The sequence below is a fragment of the Vibrio fluminensis genome (assembly GCF_015278125.1).
Taxonomy (GTDB): domain Bacteria; phylum Pseudomonadota; class Gammaproteobacteria; order Enterobacterales; family Vibrionaceae; genus Vibrio; species Vibrio fluminensis.
This window is the reverse complement of the sequence record NZ_JADILO010000077.1, coordinates 1-678: the sequence shown is the minus strand read 5'-3', so window position 1 is coordinate 678 and position 678 is coordinate 1. Positions and strand designations below refer to the sequence as shown.

The following is a 678-nucleotide window of genomic DNA, read 5'->3' as shown; positions in this document are numbered from 1 at the left end:
CACCACTTTGTGGTTCATGACTGGGGTGAAGTCGTAACAAGGTAGCGCTAGGGGAACCTGGCGCTGGATCACCTCCTTATACGATGATTATCGTGATGAGTACCCACACAGATTGATGGTTTATAAAGTTTAAAGAGATTAAAACACTTCTGAGGTGTTTTACTAGTGTCCCGTTCGTCTAGAGGCCTAGGACACCGCCCTTTCACGGCGGTAACAGGGGTTCGACTCCCCTACGGGATACCATCTCCTCATAAGGAATATGGGGCTATAGCTCAGCTGGGAGAGCGCTTCGCTGGCAGCGAAGAGGTCTGCGGTTCGATCCCGCATAGCTCCACCATCTTTAAACGCATTTACTTTTGAATAAAAAGTTGAGTGTTTTTAGAAATGGTGTTTTTCTTCGGAATACACATTGCTCTTTAACAATTTGGAAAGCTGACAAAACAACAATTTATTGTTGTTTGTAAAGTTCTCAAAGTATTCAATTTATTGAATACACAAAAACACATTCAAGTGTTCTTGGGTTTTGTCTTACTGTTTTAAGTAAACAAAACATATTTGAGTCCGGCAAAATCGAAAGCTATCTCGCTCATTCAAATAATGAGATAGCAACTTTGGTTGTTTAACATCAATTCGAAACTCCTTCGGGTTGTATGGTTAAGTGACTAAGCGTACACGGTG

2 tRNA genes and 1 rRNA gene are annotated in these 678 nt (G+C 41.6%); all 3 read left to right on the top strand.

The features are described 5' to 3' along the window. Window positions 1-79 (top strand): 16S ribosomal RNA (locus tag IRQ95_RS21945); the annotation flags it as partial. An 88-nt stretch (window positions 80-167) separates the two neighbouring features. Then, window positions 168-243: transfer RNA gene (locus IRQ95_RS21940), tRNA-Glu, on the top strand. 18 nt (window positions 244-261) lie between these two features. Next, a tRNA-Ala gene (locus IRQ95_RS21935) sits at window positions 262-337 on the top strand. Window positions 338-678 lie beyond the last annotated feature (341 nt).